Origin of the sequence: Fulvivirga ligni, from assembly GCF_021389935.1 — a bacterium.
Classification (GTDB): Bacteria; Bacteroidota; Bacteroidia; order Cytophagales; family Cyclobacteriaceae; genus Fulvivirga; species Fulvivirga ligni.
This window is the reverse complement of record NZ_CP089979.1, coordinates 2,623,734-2,640,022: the sequence shown is the minus strand read 5'-3', so window position 1 is coordinate 2,640,022 and position 16,289 is coordinate 2,623,734. Positions and strand designations below refer to the sequence as shown.

The following is a 16,289-nucleotide window of genomic DNA, read 5'->3' as shown; positions in this document are numbered from 1 at the left end:
TTTGAAAAAGGCCCTTTTTTATATTTCAATATTTCTGCTTAGCACTATATCATTCATAGGAAAGGCTCAACACTCCTCTACTCAGGGCTTTTTTGAAGTCGATTATATAGGAGGTTGCCCAGGAACTACGGTCACGATTAACTTCATAAAACCTTGTCCCACTCAGAACGATTGTACCGTTTATTTCGAATATGATCCTGATGATACATCAGAAGGTGATACTAATCCCCATACTTATACCGAACCAGGAAACTATCGAATAGGTGTATTTTATCCCGGAGATGGCCTGGATTACATAGACATAGAAATCTCAGATCCTGAACCTCCTGAATTCGACATTTACAAATGCAGCAACAATCAAGTGGAAGTCAAAGTTACTGATAATCGATTTGATAAATATGTTATCAACTTCGGAGCAGGGCCAACCTCTGTTATACAGGTACCTGCAAATGCTGCTAATGCCAGTTATTCATATAGTAACAATACAATAAGAAATATAAGTGTCAGAGGCTTAAATAACAGTGCCTTCGATAATTGCTCCTCAAATACTAAATCTGTCAATCCTATTAACTCCCAGCTGCCTGAAGGAACCATAGCCGACCTCCAAATAATAGACGAGTCTTCTATCGAGCTGAGATATAAACTTCCGCTTGACATACTGTATCAGCTTTATATTAAGCCTAATAACTCCGGTAGTTGGCAAAGGTATGGTGACCACATTTACAATATTGAAACTCAGGTGATTAATGCGGGTCTCAATTTTAAAGACAATTTCTATTGCTTTATGGTGAGGCCATATAATATTTGTGATGACACGTATACCACTGCCAACTCTAATGAAATATGCAGTATAGTGCTCGATTTGACCAATGTTAGCGACGCCAACAAGCTTAACTGGAAAACCGCCAACCCATCTGTTAATTTTACTTTAGAAAAAGAATCTCAAGGCAATTCTTCTTCCCAGACATTTGCCTCTGTTACCAGATCATACAATGATATCGATATTAACTGTGGGGTTGATTATTGTTACACCATCCAGGCCAATTACTCTGGTGGATTTACCAGCAGATCACTTACTAGATGTGGAACTGCTTTTAGTAACACCCCTCCCGATCGAATTCAGGACATCAGCACCGTAGTTAATGGATCAGACATCATTCTTAGCTGGCCTGAGGTAGAAGGCAGCGGAGAATATACCATTCAACGAAGAAACGACACCCGATTTGAAATCATTGGCAGCAGCCCCTCACCTACCTATACTGACAGTGAGCTACTTACCTCAGAAGCATCCTATTGCTACCAAATAGGCTCTACTGATGAGTGTGGCAATTCAAGCAGCCAGAGCACCAGCGCTTGCTCTATTCTTCTTACTGGTAATTTCAATAATGACAACACCGTGAACCTGCAGTGGTCAGATTATACAGGGTATGTTAATGGCATTTCCAGCTACATTATTGAGAAAAACTATCCTGGATCACCAGTTACTACTATAGATGCTGGCAATAACATTTCCTATCAAGGCCCTGATGACAATGATAATGAGCAAGTGGTAATTTACAGGATAATAGCCCAAGCTAATGACAATGTAGAAAGCAGTATTTCGAACACTATCACTCTCATAAAGCCTAATAATATTTACTACCCCAATGCCTTCAGCCCAGATAACAATGGTACCAACGACACCTTCGAAATCAACGGAAAATACATCACCAGTTTTGCCTTAAAAATCTATAACCGCTGGGGTGAACTCATATTTGCAACTGAAGATATGAATGAAGCCTGGAACGGCACCTTAAATGGGAAAGAACTGCCACTGGGCACCTACGCTTTCATTGCAGAAATGACAGATATGGCGGGCAGAGATATCAAAAAGACCGGCACCATAATGCTGATCAGAAAGTAATTCATGCAAAAAGCTCCAATTACTTGGTTATTCTAATGAACCAGCCCATTTTTGCAACTTTATTTTTTACAATACGATTTTACAAATAACAGTTTTAACATAAACCCTTAAAAAGAGAAGCTATGTTTGACATGATGAAGATGATGGGCAAAATGAAAGAAGTGCAAGCCAAAATCAAAGAAGCCCAAGAAAATTTAGTCCACTTAAGAGCCGAGGGTGAGTCCGGCGCAGGTATGGTTAAAGCTACTGTTAACGGAAAGAAAGAACTTATCGGACTGGACATTGATAATGATCTACTGAAGCCTGATGACAAAGAGGTAATGCAAGATCTTATCGTGGCCGCTGTAAATAAAGCCATTCAGGAAATGGACGTTAAAGCAAAAGAAGAAATTAAAAAGAGCACAGACGGTATGCTTCCGAACATACCAGGCCTCGACCTGAGCGGCATTATCTAAATGAAAGAAACCGCTGTAGTCATTCTTAATTACAACGGAGAGCATTATCTCCGTACTTTTCTTCCTTCCGTCATTAAAAATAGCCCTGGCTGCGAAATAGTAGTTGCAGATAACTGCTCTAATGACGGCTCTGTGAAATACCTCAAAGAGAATCATCCTGAAGTTACCTTGGTGCAATTGACTTGCAACCATGGCTATAGCGCGGGTTATAATGAGGCCTTATTACAGGTAAAAGCTAAATACTACGTTCTACTCAACTCGGACGTAGAGGTAACACCCAACTGGATATCTCCTATTATCGCCTTGATGGAGAAAGATCCTAATACAGTAGCGGCCCAACCAAAGATTCTCGCTTATGACAATAAAGAGTATTTCGAATATGCAGGCGCAGGCGGTGGCTTTATCGATAAGCTCGGGTACCCTTTCTGCAGAGGCAGACTATTTCTAGACCTGGAAAAAGACAATCATCAATATGATGATGAGGTACAAATATTCTGGGCTACGGGAGCCTGCCTTTTCATTAGGGCGGATGTCTTTCATGAGCTCGGAGGCTTCGACCCTGACTTCTTCGCTCATATGGAGGAAATAGATTTATGCTGGCGCATTAATAATGCAGGATACTCCATAGCCTATAGTGGCAAGAGCACGGTATATCATGTTGGTGGCGGCACCTTACATAAGTCTAACCCAAGGAAAACCTATCTTAATTTTAGAAATGGCCTTTCTATATTATATAAGAACTACAGCAGGAAAGACCTATTCTTCAAATTCCCTATAAGACTAGCGCTAGACTGGGTAGCTTGTTTCAAATTCATATTTTTTGATTCCCTTCAAGATGGAATTGCTGTGATGAAAGCCCATTGGCACTTTTTCAGCAATCATCGTAGTAATTTCAGAAAGCGTAGAGCAGTTCAGAAGAGGATTAAAGTACGTAAACTGGAGACAATATATAAGGGGTCTATAGTCTTTGATTACTATATCAAAAAGCTGAAAAAATTTAGCGAAATTTCGTTTTAGTAAGACTTAGTCTAGTAATACCAGATAGAATTTCTCTTCCTTCTCAGGTGCTTTCTCATATTCAAAACAAAGGCTAACACCAGGTAAATAATAAGAGGTGAACCGAAGGTAAGAAAGGAAGCATAGATAAAGTAAAGTCTGATACTAGAACTTGCAATACCTAACTTTTCTCCAAGCTTAGAGCAAACACCAAAAGCGTATTTTTCAAAAAAAAGCTGCATTTTTTTCATGTGCAAGTCATTTTAAGTGGAAAAAAAATTAACTATTAATAAACAATTTAAACAGTTAATCCTTTATATCTTGTGGCTCGTCGATAAATATGCGCCTTTACAAATATAATAAGCACATAATCAAAAGTCACTTAGTTATTTCTTATTTTTTTTAACTATTATTGCATAATTCACTATATACAATAATTTTGAATACAATTCAACCAGACATTAAAAACAAAAACCAATGAGAAAATTATTCTACGCTATAGCTTTATTTGGAGTACTCTACCTTCCAGGTTGTACCCTTAATAAAATGGTAAAAATGGCGGAGGACCAGAATTTAACTGTTACTCCAAATCCGTTGGAGGTTCATGCAGACACAGTTGCTTTTGAGATGTCAGCTAATCTTCCTGTTAAAATGCTGAAAAAAGGAAAGGTTTACTCTGTAAATACATTCTATAAATACGGGGAGAATGAAGTGGCGCTAGATCCTATCGAATTTAAGGCCGATGATTATCCAAACGCTGATGAGCAGCAACCTAAGCAGTCTAAAGAATTTGCATTTGCTTATTCTCCAGCTATGAAAACCGGTATGTTAGAAGTACAAGGTGTAGCTCTAGACCCTAAAAACGGAAAATCTAAAGAAACTGATAGAATGCCAGTTGCTCCTGGTGTTATCACTACATCTAAATTAGTAGAAGCTGTTTACGCTCCTGCTTATGCTGATCACGGTTATAACAACCAAGAAGAGCTTATCCCAACTAGAGTTAACTTCTACTTCGTACAAGGTAGCTCTGCTTTAAGATACTCTGAGAGACAAAGTGACAGAGGTAAGAAATTAGATGCATTCATTGCTGACAAGAACGTTACAAGAACTGTTACTATCACTGGTACTCACTCTCCTGAAGGTGCTGAAAGAATCAACAGCAGACTTTCTAAAGACAGAGCTGAGTCTATCCAGAGCTTCTACCAAAGAGAAATGAAGAAATATGATTATGCTGGAATGGCAGATTCTATCAACTTCATTACTAAAGATGTTGTTGAAGACTGGTCAATATTCAAAGATTCTTTAGCTACTTATGAAGGTGTAACTTCAGAAGAAAAATCAGCTATCTTAGACGTAGTTAATGGTCCTGGTTCTTACGAAGACAAAGAAGATAAATTACATGCTCTTCCTACTTATAAGAAAATCTTCAGAGACTTATATCCTAAATTAAGGGTTGCTAAAACTGAGATCCTTACTGTAAAAGAAAAGAAAACAGATGCTGAAATCTCTGTACTTTCTAAAGGTATAGCTGATGGTTCAGTTACTGCTGACACTTTATCTGAAGAAGAACTTCTTTACGGAGCTACTTTAACTCCTTCTTTACAAGAGAAAGAAGCTATCTATAAAGCTGCTACTAAGAAAACTGACAGCTGGGTAGCTCATAACAACCTTGCTGCTGTATATGTAGCTATGGCTATTGAAGGAGATGCTGATAAGTATGGTGATATGGCAATGACTCAATTAGAGATTGCTAAAAACAAGCAAGAAACTGCTGAAGTATATGCTAACATGGCATCAGTAGAATTGATGAAAGGTAATGCTTCTAAAGCTTATGAGTACATCAAGAAAGCTGACTCTATGAGCCCTAGCAGCGAAATGGCCCCTGGTTTCAACGGAGTTAAAGGTTCTGTAGAAATTATGCTTGCTAAATACCCTGATGCTGTGAAGTCTACTGCTAATGCAGAAGATAACGCTGTAAACTCATTCAACAGAGGTTTAGCTCAAGTATTAAACAAAGATTACCAAAGTGCTCTAACTTCTTTCAAAGAAGCTACTGAGAAAGATTCTGAGATGGGTATCGCTTACTATGGTGCAGCTATCGCTAACGCACACTTAGGAAATGAAGATGCTATCTATGAGAACTTACAAAACGCTGTAGCTGCTGATCCTGACCTTAAAGGAAAAGCTCTAGAAGACCTTGAGTTCGCTACTTATGTATCTAACGAGCAGTTCAGAAATATCTTGAAATAAGCTCTTAGCAAATAAATTAAAAAAAAGCCCCGAAGAAATTCTCTTCGGGGCTTTTTTTGTTTATATGGATTTTGTGATTAAAGCCTTGAATGCTATTTTTACAAACCAATTTTAAAACGGATAAAATGAGAGAAATACAATTTAGGGAAGCCTTAGGCGAAGCTATGAGCGAAGAGATGCGTAGGGACGAAAAAGTCTTCCTCATGGGCGAAGAAGTTGCAGAATATAACGGTGCTTACAAAGTGAGCCAGGGCATGCTAGATGAGTTCGGTCCTGAGCGCGTAATAGACACCCCTATTGCTGAGCTAGGATTCGCAGGTATAGGTGTAGGTGCTGCTATGAACGGCCTAAGACCTATCATTGAATTCATGACGTTTAATTTCTCTCTTGTTGCTATAGATCAGGTTATTAACGGTGCCGCTAAAATGATGTCTATGTCTGGTGGTCAGTTTAATGTTCCTTGTGTATTCCGTGGCCCTACAGGAAACGCAGGAATGCTTAGCTCTCAGCACTCTCAAAACTTTGAAAACTGGTTTGCTAACTGCCCAGGTTTGAAGGTAGTAGTACCTTCTAACCCATATGATGCTAAAGGTTTATTAAAGTCTTCAATAAGAGATAATGACCCTGTGATTTTCATGGAGTCTGAGCTTATGTATGGTGACAAGGGTGAAGTACCTGAAGGAGAATACCTTATTCCTATCGGGTCTGCTAAAGTAACTAAAGAAGGTTCTGATGTAACCTTAGTTGGTTTTGGTAAAATCATGAAAGTGATAGACCAGGCTGCTGAAGCTCTAGCTAAAGATGGTATCTCTGCTGAGGTTATAGACCTTAGATCAGTAAGACCTATCGATTATGCTGCTATTGTAGAATCAGTGAAGAAAACTAATAGATTAGTAATTGTAGAAGAAGCTTGGCCTCTAGCGGCTATTAGCTCTGAGATTACTTACCATGTTCAAAAACATGCTTTTGATTATTTGGATGCTCCTATCCATAGAATTAACAGTATGGATGTACCTTTACCTTATGCGCCTACTCTTATCGATGCTATTTTACCTAGCGTGAAGAGAACAGTAGAAGCTGTAAAGTCAGTAACATATAAATAAGATACTCTTCCTTTAGAAGAAAAAAGGCTGATAGATTAGTTTCTATCAGCCTTTTGTTGTTATAATGGGAATGGTTTATTCGTTAAACAACCATGCATCTCTCTTGGCTACCACCTTCTTTTTAGCATCATCTATAAGTACAACATCATAAGCAGGCCCACCCTGAAGAGTCAGTTGTGTTTCTGCCTCCTCACCAAAATGACTGTACTTTACCTTCACTATGTCACCGGGCTTATGCTGGGCTAACCAACCTTCTAATTCTGCCTTAGAAGCTAAAGCCTTGCCATCTAAGGCAATAACAACATCCTGCACATCTAAACCTGCCTTATATAGCGCTGTCCTTCTAGAAGGCTGGCTACTCACCTGCATACCATCTGAAAAGCTGAATCTAACAGTACCTAATGATGCTTTAGCTGAATCGGGTTGAACCAGGTCATATCCCATTGTTTTCAATAGTGTTTTATAATCAGGCACTTCAGTGCCATACACGTACTTATTAAAGAACTCTTCGGCGAAAGCCTTATCCTTAGTTAGTTCAGCTAAGGTATTCATAATATCATCATTGTGGTATGGTTTGAATGGCTTACCAAACTTCACCCACATGGCATGCATAAGATCATCAAGCGTGATGTCTTTGTATCTGTTTCTTAACTCTAGATCCAGCGCCAGACCAATAACCTCTCCATACGGATAATATGAGGTAAAGGTATTATAAAAGCTAGTTGGATCTACAGAAGTAGCTGCATCTACGAAAGGTGCCTGCTTGCTCATTTCCACAGGGCTGGATATTTCCGTTCCTCCGGAGTTTAATACATAGTTTAAGGCTCTTGCCAAGCGCTCTCCAAACTCCTTGTCATCACAGATATTAGCTCTGGCTATTGAGAGCTCAGTGTAATATGAAGTAAACCCTTCGGCGAACCATAACTCTCCGCTCATATTGGCGGTTTCAAAATCAAACGGCTCTAGTGCTGCCGGGCGTATTCTTTCTACATTCCAGCAATGGAAAAACTCATGAGTAACTGTTCCGATAAAATCCTTAGCGTTATCAGTAGTTAATATGCCACTTTTAGTGATCATCGTTGAATTTCTGTGTTCCATTCCGTCACCGTCGAACTCAGGTCCATAACCACACAAGAAGGTATATACTCCATAGTCATAGTCCGGCAGCTCCTTGTAAACCTTTTGCTCAGCTTTTACCACCTTCTCTACCATAGTGATAAAGTTCTCAGCAACGTAGTCCTTCACGCCTCTGTTGAGCGCCACCTTGATCAATTTACTTCTACCGTCTGCTTCTTTAATAGTGAACTCCTTTATAGTCAAATCACCAATAATGGTAGGGCTATCCATAAAATATTGAAGGTCTGAGGCTACGAATGTATTTGAGCCTGTTGGCTTCATTTGAGTAGCTATTTTCCAGTTATTATCAGGCAAATGATATTGTACACTTATCGGGTTCTTTTCCAGGCCTTTAGCCCACATAAACGTGGCTGGCATATTGAGATGAGCATATAATGGGTCAATACCAGCATAGGTACCATCAGCATGATTAGCAAAAAGTGTATAAGTCAGAGTAAAACTTCCATCATGACCTTTCACCTGCCATGTCTCAGGAGCTATGCGAGTAACTTCTAGTGACTTGCCCTTAGCATTTTTAGCGCTTACACGGCATACATTTTTACCGAATTGATGGTAGGCATACCTTCCTGGTGAAGAAATGCTCATACGTACCTCCAGAGGCTCTCCAGCCTTTAGGTGATCGTATGTAACTGATATCTCTGCTTCATGATGGGCTATATTAGGAAAGCTTACATCATATCTGATAGTATCTGCATTTTGTGCCGTACTGCTCATTACTGAGAAGAGCACAAATGCCAGGGAGTAGATTATTTTTTTCATGCTTTGAAGATAACCTCCATTGAATGGAAGTCAAAAAAGCTGTAGGATATTTTACTTGAGTGGTGGGTAAAAAAGAAAAGCGGCCCTGAATTAGATTCCAGGGCCGCTTTGTTGCTATTGAGAATGTATGTTTTAACCAAATGGATTTAAGGCTGCAAGACCTCTCTTGCCTCCACCCATTTTGTTCATAGTCTTCATCAGTTTCTTCATGTCTGCAAATTGCTTCATTAGGTTGTTCACCTCTTGTACAGATGTACCACTACCCTTTGCAATACGCTTTCTTCTACTTCCGTCAAGTATTTCAGGATTTTCTCTTTCCTGATTTGTCATAGATCTAATAATTGCTTCAATAGGTTTGAATGAATCATCATCTACATCAATATTTTTGAGAGCTTTACCCATACCTGGAATCATTCCCAATAGGTCTTTAATGTTACCCATTTTCTTGATTTGCTCCAGCTGAGTTAAGAAGTCATTAAAATCAAATTGATTTTTTCTGATTTTCTTATTTAATCTTCGTGCTTCTTCTTCATCAAAAGTCTGCTGAGCTCTTTCTACTAATGACACCACGTCACCCATACCCAGGATCCTGTTGGCCATCCTGTCTGGGTGGAACTTATCAATGGCATCCATTTTCTCACCTGTAGAGATGAATTTGATAGGCTTCTCTACTACTCTACGAATAGAAATAGCTGCTCCACCACGGGTATCACCATCTAACTTGGTAAGAACTACACCATCGAAGTTTAGTCTGTCATTGAAGGCCTTAGCTGTATTTACAGCATCCTGACCTGTCATAGAGTCAACCACGAAAAGCGTTTCTGATGGGTTCAGAGCCTCCTTCAATTTAGAGATCTCATCCATCATCTCTTCGTCTACTGCTAAACGACCAGCAGTATCGACAATGACTATCTTTTTACCGTTTTGCTTGGCATGCTTAATAGCGTTACTTGCTATTTCAACGGCATCTTTATTTTCAGGCTCAGCATATACGTCTACACCTATTTGCTCACCTAACACTTTCAACTGATCAATCGCCGCAGGACGGTAAATATCACAAGCTGTAAGTTGCACTTGTCTGCCTTGAGCTTTTAGGTAGCTGGCTAACTTTCCTGAGAAAGTAGTTTTACCAGAACCTTGCAAACCAGCGATAAGTATAATGGCAGGATCACCTGCTATATTAATATCTTCATTAGTTCCACCCATGAGCTCAGTAAGCTCATCATTGGTAACTTTAGTAAGTAACTGACCTGGAGAAACTGATGTAAGTACATCTTTACCGAGCGCTTTTACCTTGATATCATCAGTTACTTCCTTTGCTACTTTATAGTTAACATCGGCATCTATAAGAGCTCTACGAATCTCTTTTACAGTAGTAGCCACGTTTACTTCAGTGATACTACCCTGACCTTTTAGGTTCTGTAATGCCTTATCTAACTTATAACTTAAATTATCGAACATATTCAAATCGGATTATAGGGATGCAAAACTAAGCATTTCAATACTTAAATTGAAGACTGAGCACATCTTTTAATAGTTTACCTGTAGTCAATTCTATGATACACCTCTCCGGCCTTAAATTCTGTTTTGCCTTGAGGTAATTCCAAGAAGGCATCAGCCTCTAAAAGGTTAGCCAAATCACCAGAACCACGCCCCGAAACTGGCACAGCAATCACCTCTCCTGACTCAGACCTTTTAATTTTCACTTGCAGAAAATAGGTTAGATCTGGCACCACCTTAAAATCTTCTGCCAGCTGAGCTGTGCGTGGCTGTACATCAATTTCATAAGATGCATAAAGCCATGGCAGAACATAGCGATAAAAGCACATGAACGTAGACACAGGATTGCCTGGCAAGGCGAAAACGGTAGTATTATCATTCTTACCAAACCAAAAGGGCTTACCTGGTCTTTGGGCTACTTTATGAAAGAGCTTTTCCACTTTTAAGCTTTCGAGAGCCGCAGGAACATAATCCTTTTTTCCCTTAGATACTCCTCCACTCAATAAAATAGCATCATAATCATTCAATATCTCCTGAAGTTTTTTCTTTAATGTAATTTCATCGTCATTAATATGAAAGATAGTGGCTGTAAATCCATGCTGCTTCAATGCAGCTAATAGTGCGTGGCTATTAGACCTTCTTATCTGATAAGGGTTGGGTGTCTGGTCAACGCTCACCAATTCATCTCCTGTACTTACAATGGCTACTTTTATTAACTGCTGTACTTCTACTTCAGCTTTTCCTACCGTGGCCAACACTGCTATTTCCGCTGGAGATAATACTTTATGATTTGAAATGAGCGATTCCCCTTCAAGCCTATCAGTACCTTTTAAATGGATATTCTGTAATGGAGTGATTTCATCAATTAGAACTTTTGCTATGCTATCATGAATTTCCACGTCCTCATAGCGGATTACTACATCTGTATATTGTGGCAGCATAGCTCCTGTCATTACTTCCAGGCAATTAACTGATTCACTAAGCGCCATTTGCGGAGCCCCTGCTGTCTGCACCCCTTCAATGTAAAATTCTCTTCTACCACTCTCCCACTCATCAGATTTAATGGCTATCCCATCCATCATCACCCTATTGAAAGGTGGAAAATCTCTATCTGCCACCACTTCTTCTTTAAGAATACGGTTAAGAGCATCATCGATTTTCACTTTTTCTGTACCGGGTTTAAATGTATTAGACAGCACTATGCGGCTGGCTTCATCAACATGAATCATTTTTTGTAGTTTTGTTAAATATGGAAGAGTCTAAATTTACACATATCTCTAATGAAGGCAACCCTCAGATGGTGGATGTCTCCCTGAAATCTATCACTCGTAGAACAGCACAAGCCCAGAGTAAGTTAATAGTCAGCCGAGAAATATTAAGCCAGCTCAAAGATAATGACATTCAAACCAAGAAAGGCCCCGTTTTTCACACCAGCATTATAGCGGGAGTAATGGCTTCTAAAAAAACATCAGAACTTATTCCTTTCTGTCATCCTATCCCTCTTGATGATTGCAAAATAGATATAAAGGTTGTTAACGATGAAATCATTATCAACTGCCAGTGCATCACAACCTCTAAAACAGGTGTAGAGATGGAAGCGCTTACCGGCGCCAGCGTAGCCGCACTCACCGTGTACGATATGTGCAAGGCGTTATCTCATGACATTAAGATTGTGCAAACCCAACTGATGAGTAAAACCGGAGGCAAGAAAGACTTTAAAAGGGAATGAGCAAGCATGATTTGTATGGCCTGGTGCTCATAGGAGGTAAAAGCTCAAGAATGGGTGCTGATAAAAGTCTGATCAGTTATCATGATGTACCGCAGCGAGATCATGCATTCAATTTACTGGAAAAATACTGCGAAAAAGTATTTCTTAGCTGTAACCCTGCTCAAAAAGCTGATGTCAATCTCCCCTATATTGAAGACCAGCTTTGCGAAGGACCGCTCACCGGAATAATAGCTGCTCATGAGGCTTTTCCCGATGTCAGCTGGCTTGTGATAGCTTGTGATATGCCCTATTTGGATGATCAGCTACTAAACCAGCTGATTTCCATGAGGGATACTCACAAAGCCGCCACCTGCTTCAAAAAAGGCTTCATAGAACCCCTCTGTGCGATTTGGGAGAATTCCTGTTTCTCTGATCTAACGGCTTACTACAAATCAGGACAAAAAAGCCCTAAAACCTTTCTCGACACACGTGATGTCAAGGTGATAGAGCTTTCTGAGGATGATAGTGAGAAGTTGAGGAATATTAATAGTGCAAAATAAATTCAACCCTTCTGTTTTTCGCCCTGCCTGCGGCCGTATTATTATCTTCTGAAGGCTCTTCTTCACCCATACCTACCACCTCTACTCGATCTTCATTGACACCATATTGTAGTAATAAGTTCTTAACAGAATTACATCTGGTCAGAGATAGATTTTTATTATACTCAGCACTACCCCGACTATCAGTATGTCCGACAATTTTCACCTTAAGATTAGGATCACTCTTTAATACCTCGGATAATTCACGAATGTAATCTAGAGATTCCTGATCAATATCCACACTATTAAAATCGAAATGGAACAATACGTTGGTTTCATCTAATTTCAATGAATGATGTTTAAAGTCGCCTACTCTGGAACTTGTAATAACTGAATCAGCATCTTCAACAACAATAACTTTATCCTCCTGAGCCTCTGTTACTTCTGTTTCTGTAAACACAGAATCCTTTTCTTGACTCTTATTTCTAACGTCCTCAGTAGTCTTTGTCACTTTGCTCTTTGTGTCTGGCTCCTTCCTTCTATATCGTTTTCCTTTCCTTCTTTTATTTTTAGATATTCGTCGTTTGCCCACCCTATTTCTTCTTTTTGCAGTTCTCTCTGTTTTATAGGCCAGCCCCACTTCAAATGCATTATTTAGAGGCTTGGAACTAACAGAAAGGTCATAACTAAATCCTATTTTAAAATCAGTTTTTTCAAGTTGAAGGCCTCCAATTACATAACCGCCTGTATTATATTTAGTAATTATATTTACGGATCCGTTCCACGTCCTACCACTCATGAGATCATACCTGGTGATAGCGCCGAGGTTCAGTACCGCCTTAGAGGAACTTTTCGTTACGATAGCTTCAGGAAACACCTTTAATGGTCCCTGCTCATACGCAAGAAAGCTACCACTTAACACCACCGTAGAGGGTAGCTGAGCATCTTCTCCATAGAAGGACTCTTGTGGTTTATTAAAATCAAAAAACGATATCCCAACATAGCTTTGCTGATGACCATAGCGATCAACATGCCTCCACCCCAAACCAAAGCTAAGCGTATATAATCGTCTCCGAAAGCTCTCAACCTCCTCCCCATTATCAACACTAGGTAGAAACCCTCGATCTGGCACATATTGACTCCCGGTATAAAGCCCATCTAAAGAAAAGCGTCTATTTTGGTATAATGCTTTTGCCCCAAGACTCACCTCATCATTCCTTGTTACAGGAACATATAATGCATACGTAAGAGCCATTTCGTTTACCTTGTAGATATTGGTTAATCCAGATCTATCATCCAGAAATGAAAGGCCTATCGCTGACCATCTCTTGTTTCTTCTAGTCAAAAGCGGATAACTTACAAAAACATCTGCAGTATTAATATTTAATGTTTCTGATACACTTTGTCTTCGATATATAATACTGCCAGAGAGATGATTAGAAGCAGATATAAATGCCGGATTAACCCTCTCAGGAGTGAAGTCATACTGAGAAAATTGAAAATACTGAGCAGTGCTACTGGTATAAAAAATGGTAAATAAAATGATTAAAAGTAGTCTCATCGCATTAAATGAATGGCTCCCTCTCGTTTTTCATTAAATAACACTGGTTGTCCATCATTATAGCTACCAGTGACCTTCCAATAATACACCCCCGTAGCCAACATCTTACCCTGATAGTCTCCAGCCCAGCCCTTTCCAGTCAACTCTTGATAGCTACTAGTTTCATATACCGTTACTCCAGAACGATCATAAATTTTAAAATAAAAATCTTCAACATTTTGCAATCCATATGCTAAGAACACATCATTGTTCCCGTCTCCATTAGGACTAAACAGATTGGGTAAGAATGCCTGTTTTACAACAATAACAAGTACTTCACCCTCAGCAGAGCATCCGATAGAATCTACACCTATAACCATATATGTGGTGCTCTCATTTGGTGTAGCGAATGGGTTTGGGATATTAGGGTTATTAAGCCCTGATGAAGGTGTCCATTGATAACTTTCAGCACCCGAAGCACTGAGCTGCACCCCATCCCCTCTTAAAGTCTGAAAACTATTACCTACCAGGTTTAAAACGGGTTCACTAACATCAACTAAAATAGAGTCGCTAACAGTGCACCCTTGAAAGGTATATGTATAATATATGGTTTCCGCTTCACTAAATTGATAACTAAAGAAGTTTGAATTCGAAATAACACCAGCCGACTCTGATGACCACACAACACTCTCAGGGTCAAAAGGAAACTGGAGATTTAAGGTTTGGTCTACACAAATAGTGGTGTCATTTAATAAATATGGCTCATTAAAGGTGATTATATAAACCTGCATATCATCACAACTTGAAGGGTCAGGCTTAGAAGTGTATAATACATCCGATGCTGTTACAGTGTACTCAATATGATTCGTAAACCCCAAATAACCATAGGTCTCTGAATACCAGCCCACATTTTCTGCCACTTGAATATCTACATCTCCATCACAAGTGGGGTATGTGTGATAACTAATTTGTTCGCAAATTATGAATGAGCCACATTCTATGGGTAATTGATTACAACTATTACCATTTCCCGGACCTGGTCTAAAGCCAGAGTAAAAAGAATTATCTACCGATTGAATACCATAAAAATATTCTCCTGGGCTTAAACTATTGACGAAAATTTGCCTTTGATAACCAGAGTTTCCATGCGCCACTTTAAGCCGTTCTGCTGATTTTAAATCAAGATTAGATGATAAAAACTCATTAGAACTTAAATCACTTCCAACAAAAACATCAAAGGTCAAGCTGGCATTCGGAGTATGGTCATCACCACCTGATTCCCAAGAGATTATAACATCTCCATCGCCTTTCTGAAAAACGAAACTATTATATGGTATCAACGGTGCTAAATTTTGTACAGTGAGATTCTCCATCCATACCAAGTATCCATTTCTTAAAATTGCCCTATCTAAATCCCCATCCCAGTCAATATCTCCGTATGAAAGTACATTTCCATTGTCAGTATTATCCCAAAAATAACTTTGGTTTATACTATCACTTAGTACCGTTTGTGAGCCGCTTGAAGAATACAGAGAGACGTCTACAATACCATCACTATTCATATCTGCTATAAAAATCTGATCATAGCTTTTACCTGAAAGTGAATCTATTTCTTCAGGCGACTCTCCATATAATATACTGAAAAACGACTTACTGCTTGAGGTACCACCAAGAAGGAGATCAGGTTTACCATCTGCATTAAAATCGGTGTAATCCATTTCAAGATAGCTCAGAGAAAATAGTAGTGAGTCCCTCCATTCTTCACACTCATTTAAAAAAACATGAGTTTCATCTGCTGAAGCATCAGAATAAAGTAAATCCTTATAGCCGTTATTATCATAGTCAAGTATTTGTATTGAGGATATGTTAACCGTTTCACTTGAACTTGATATTAATTCAAAATTAGATGATGACTGATACAGAAAATTAAGGTCAGAATTACTGAGTGAATCTGTAAAAACGATATCTTTTCTTCCATCATTATTAAAATCAGCAATAGCATAATCTTTAATCTTGGCCCCACCGGGGAAATATGGTAAATCAAATGTGCTATCTTGCTTTTGATAGAAAATGGCCAACTTACTTTCTCCTAAATGGTGAATAGGCATAATCACATCCAGAAGATTATCATTATTCATATCATCCACCTTAAAAATATCAGTGAATTGGTAAGAAGAAAATAATGTATCCAGATACAAGGAATCTGAGTTTAGGACCTTCATGAACTTGCCATCATGGGAAATGAAAATGAAATCTAATAATCCGTCATTATTCAGATCATTCCATTCAGAGTGTACTACTTGTGTGAGTCCTATCTCAACGGAATCTTTAGGGATGAAATTTTGCGCCCTCAGGCCGATGGTTATTAAGCTGAAGACAATAAAAATACAGTATCTCAT

At 39.0% G+C, this 16,289-nt stretch carries 13 protein-coding genes; 7 read left to right on the top strand and 6 right to left on the bottom strand.

The window, feature by feature from the left end:
* The first annotated feature begins 1 nt into the window (after position 1).
* The 3 genes from LVD16_RS11400 to LVD16_RS11390 all read left to right on the top strand — a co-directional run bounded on the left by LVD16_RS11400 (position 2) and on the right by LVD16_RS11390 (position 3,375).
* Entirely contained in the window at positions 2-1,903 is a 1,902-nt protein-coding gene (locus tag LVD16_RS11400; RefSeq protein ID WP_233774070.1) for a T9SS type B sorting domain-containing protein, read from the top strand.
* 122 nt (positions 1,904-2,025) lie between these two features.
* Positions 2,026-2,358 carry a YbaB/EbfC family nucleoid-associated protein gene (locus LVD16_RS11395; RefSeq protein ID WP_233774069.1) on the top strand — a complete coding sequence of 111 codons (333 nt, stop codon included), beginning with the start codon at positions 2,026-2,028 and terminating at the stop codon, positions 2,356-2,358.
* On the top strand, positions 2,359-3,375 hold the full coding sequence (locus LVD16_RS11390; RefSeq protein ID WP_233774068.1) for a glycosyltransferase family 2 protein: 1,017 nt from the start codon (positions 2,359-2,361) through the stop codon (positions 3,373-3,375).
* Between the two features lie 11 nt (positions 3,376-3,386).
* On the opposite strand, the gene LVD16_RS11385 is transcribed toward LVD16_RS11390, so the two are convergent.
* Entirely contained in the window at positions 3,387-3,605 is a 219-nt protein-coding gene (locus tag LVD16_RS11385; protein ID WP_233774067.1) for a PspC domain-containing protein, read from the bottom strand.
* Positions 3,606-3,831: 226 nt separating this feature from the next.
* On the opposite strand from LVD16_RS11385, the gene LVD16_RS11380 reads away from it, so the two are divergent.
* Both LVD16_RS11380 and LVD16_RS11375 read left to right on the top strand, forming a co-directional pair.
* A complete protein-coding gene (locus LVD16_RS11380; protein ID WP_233774066.1) occupies positions 3,832-5,604 on the top strand; it encodes a tetratricopeptide repeat protein in 1,773 nt (590 codons plus the stop codon).
* Between the two features lie 125 nt (positions 5,605-5,729).
* Positions 5,730-6,707 carry a pyruvate dehydrogenase complex E1 component subunit beta gene (locus LVD16_RS11375; protein ID WP_233774065.1) on the top strand — a complete coding sequence of 326 codons (978 nt, stop codon included), beginning with the start codon at positions 5,730-5,732 and terminating at the stop codon, positions 6,705-6,707.
* A gap of 75 nt (positions 6,708-6,782) precedes the next feature.
* Here the strand turns inward: LVD16_RS11375 and LVD16_RS11370 are convergent, their stop codons facing one another.
* The 3 genes from LVD16_RS11370 to LVD16_RS11360 all read right to left on the bottom strand — a co-directional run bounded on the left by LVD16_RS11370 (position 6,783) and on the right by LVD16_RS11360 (position 11,332).
* Positions 6,783-8,603, bottom strand: a complete 1,821-nt coding sequence (locus LVD16_RS11370) for a M61 family metallopeptidase (protein WP_233774064.1) — start codon at positions 8,601-8,603, stop codon at positions 6,783-6,785.
* 132 nt (positions 8,604-8,735) lie between these two features.
* Positions 8,736-10,064, bottom strand: coding sequence for a signal recognition particle protein (gene ffh, locus LVD16_RS11365; protein ID WP_233774063.1), 1,329 nt, complete (start codon positions 10,062-10,064; stop codon positions 8,736-8,738).
* A 77-nt stretch (positions 10,065-10,141) separates the two neighbouring features.
* Positions 10,142-11,332 carry a molybdopterin molybdotransferase MoeA gene (locus LVD16_RS11360; protein WP_233774062.1) on the bottom strand — a complete coding sequence of 397 codons (1,191 nt, stop codon included), beginning with the start codon at positions 11,330-11,332 and terminating at the stop codon, positions 10,142-10,144.
* Between the two features lie 20 nt (positions 11,333-11,352).
* On the opposite strand from LVD16_RS11360, the gene moaC reads away from it, so the two are divergent.
* Together moaC and mobA are read left to right on the top strand one after the other, a co-directional pair.
* Positions 11,353-11,832 (top strand): cyclic pyranopterin monophosphate synthase MoaC, encoded by a 480-nt coding sequence (moaC, locus tag LVD16_RS11355; protein ID WP_233774061.1) that lies wholly within the window; start codon positions 11,353-11,355, stop codon positions 11,830-11,832.
* On the top strand, positions 11,829-12,371 hold the full coding sequence (mobA, locus tag LVD16_RS11350; protein ID WP_233774060.1) for a molybdenum cofactor guanylyltransferase: 543 nt from the start codon (positions 11,829-11,831) through the stop codon (positions 12,369-12,371). The genes moaC and mobA overlap by 4 nt, the downstream gene beginning before the upstream one ends.
* On the opposite strand, the gene LVD16_RS11345 is transcribed toward mobA, so the two are convergent.
* Both LVD16_RS11345 and LVD16_RS11340 read right to left on the bottom strand, forming a co-directional pair.
* Complete coding sequence (locus tag LVD16_RS11345; RefSeq protein WP_233774059.1) at positions 12,355-13,911, bottom strand: PorP/SprF family type IX secretion system membrane protein; 1,557 nt, start codon at positions 13,909-13,911, stop codon at positions 12,355-12,357. The genes mobA and LVD16_RS11345 overlap by 17 nt on opposite strands.
* Positions 13,908-16,289 (bottom strand): FG-GAP-like repeat-containing protein, encoded by a 2,382-nt coding sequence (locus tag LVD16_RS11340; protein WP_233774058.1) that lies wholly within the window; start codon positions 16,287-16,289, stop codon positions 13,908-13,910. Before LVD16_RS11340 ends, LVD16_RS11345 begins: the two co-directional genes overlap by 4 nt.

What these genes read in the sequence shown, in the direction of transcription:
- moaC (WP_233774061.1), top strand. Translation starts at nt 11,353, where the DNA reads ATGGAAGAGTCTAAATTTACACATATCTCTAATGAAGGCAACCCTCAG.
- LVD16_RS11360 (WP_233774062.1), bottom strand. Translation starts at nt 11,332, where the DNA reads ATGATTCATGTTGATGAAGCCAGCCGCATAGTGCTGTCTAATACATTT.
- LVD16_RS11385 (WP_233774067.1), bottom strand. Translation starts at nt 3,605, where the DNA reads ATGAAAAAAATGCAGCTTTTTTTTGAAAAATACGCTTTTGGTGTTTGC.
- ffh (WP_233774063.1), bottom strand. Translation starts at nt 10,064, where the DNA reads ATGTTCGATAATTTAAGTTATAAGTTAGATAAGGCATTACAGAACCTA.
- LVD16_RS11370 (WP_233774064.1), bottom strand. Translation starts at nt 8,603, where the DNA reads ATGAAAAAAATAATCTACTCCCTGGCATTTGTGCTCTTCTCAGTAATG.
- LVD16_RS11380 (WP_233774066.1), top strand. Translation starts at nt 3,832, where the DNA reads ATGAGAAAATTATTCTACGCTATAGCTTTATTTGGAGTACTCTACCTT.
- mobA (WP_233774060.1), top strand. Translation starts at nt 11,829, where the DNA reads ATGAGCAAGCATGATTTGTATGGCCTGGTGCTCATAGGAGGTAAAAGC.
- LVD16_RS11345 (WP_233774059.1), bottom strand. Translation starts at nt 13,911, where the DNA reads ATGAGACTACTTTTAATCATTTTATTTACCATTTTTTATACCAGTAGC.
- LVD16_RS11340 (WP_233774058.1), bottom strand. Translation starts at nt 16,289, where the DNA reads ATGAGATACTGTATTTTTATTGTCTTCAGCTTAATAACCATCGGCCTG.
- LVD16_RS11390 (WP_233774068.1), top strand. Translation starts at nt 2,359, where the DNA reads ATGAAAGAAACCGCTGTAGTCATTCTTAATTACAACGGAGAGCATTAT.
- LVD16_RS11375 (WP_233774065.1), top strand. Translation starts at nt 5,730, where the DNA reads ATGAGAGAAATACAATTTAGGGAAGCCTTAGGCGAAGCTATGAGCGAA.
- LVD16_RS11395 (WP_233774069.1), top strand. Translation starts at nt 2,026, where the DNA reads ATGTTTGACATGATGAAGATGATGGGCAAAATGAAAGAAGTGCAAGCC.